1 protein-coding gene is annotated in these 256 nt (G+C 35.9%); it reads left to right on the top strand.

All coding sequences use genetic code 11. The features are described from left to right. Positions 1 to 256, top strand: a 256-nt coding sequence (locus tag E1171_RS22975; protein ID WP_187696073.1) for a hypothetical protein, incomplete at both ends; no start/stop codon positions are given.

Below are 256 nucleotides of genomic sequence, written 5' to 3'. Positions count from 1 at the left end.
GGAACAACCAGGTATTTTGGTCAAAGCAAGTAGATGATTCAAATGTAATTGAGGAGGTAAATAAAATTCAGGGAAATAATAATGATGGCAACAGACAAGATTTAGATGCCACTCAAGATGGGGATGGTAATGGGATAAGAGAGTCGAATTTTATTATGGGCAACAGAAATGATGAGAACACCCAAAAATTTTGGGCAGAACAAGAAGAGGACGGTAATACCATGGAGAATATCAACCAAATTTTTGGCAATAATAA

The organism is Xanthovirga aplysinae (assembly GCF_009711365.1).
Lineage (GTDB): Bacteria > Bacteroidota > Bacteroidia > Cytophagales > Cyclobacteriaceae > Xanthovirga > Xanthovirga aplysinae.
Note: the sequence above shows the minus strand (reverse complement) of the source record. Positions and strands in the feature narration are given on the sequence as shown.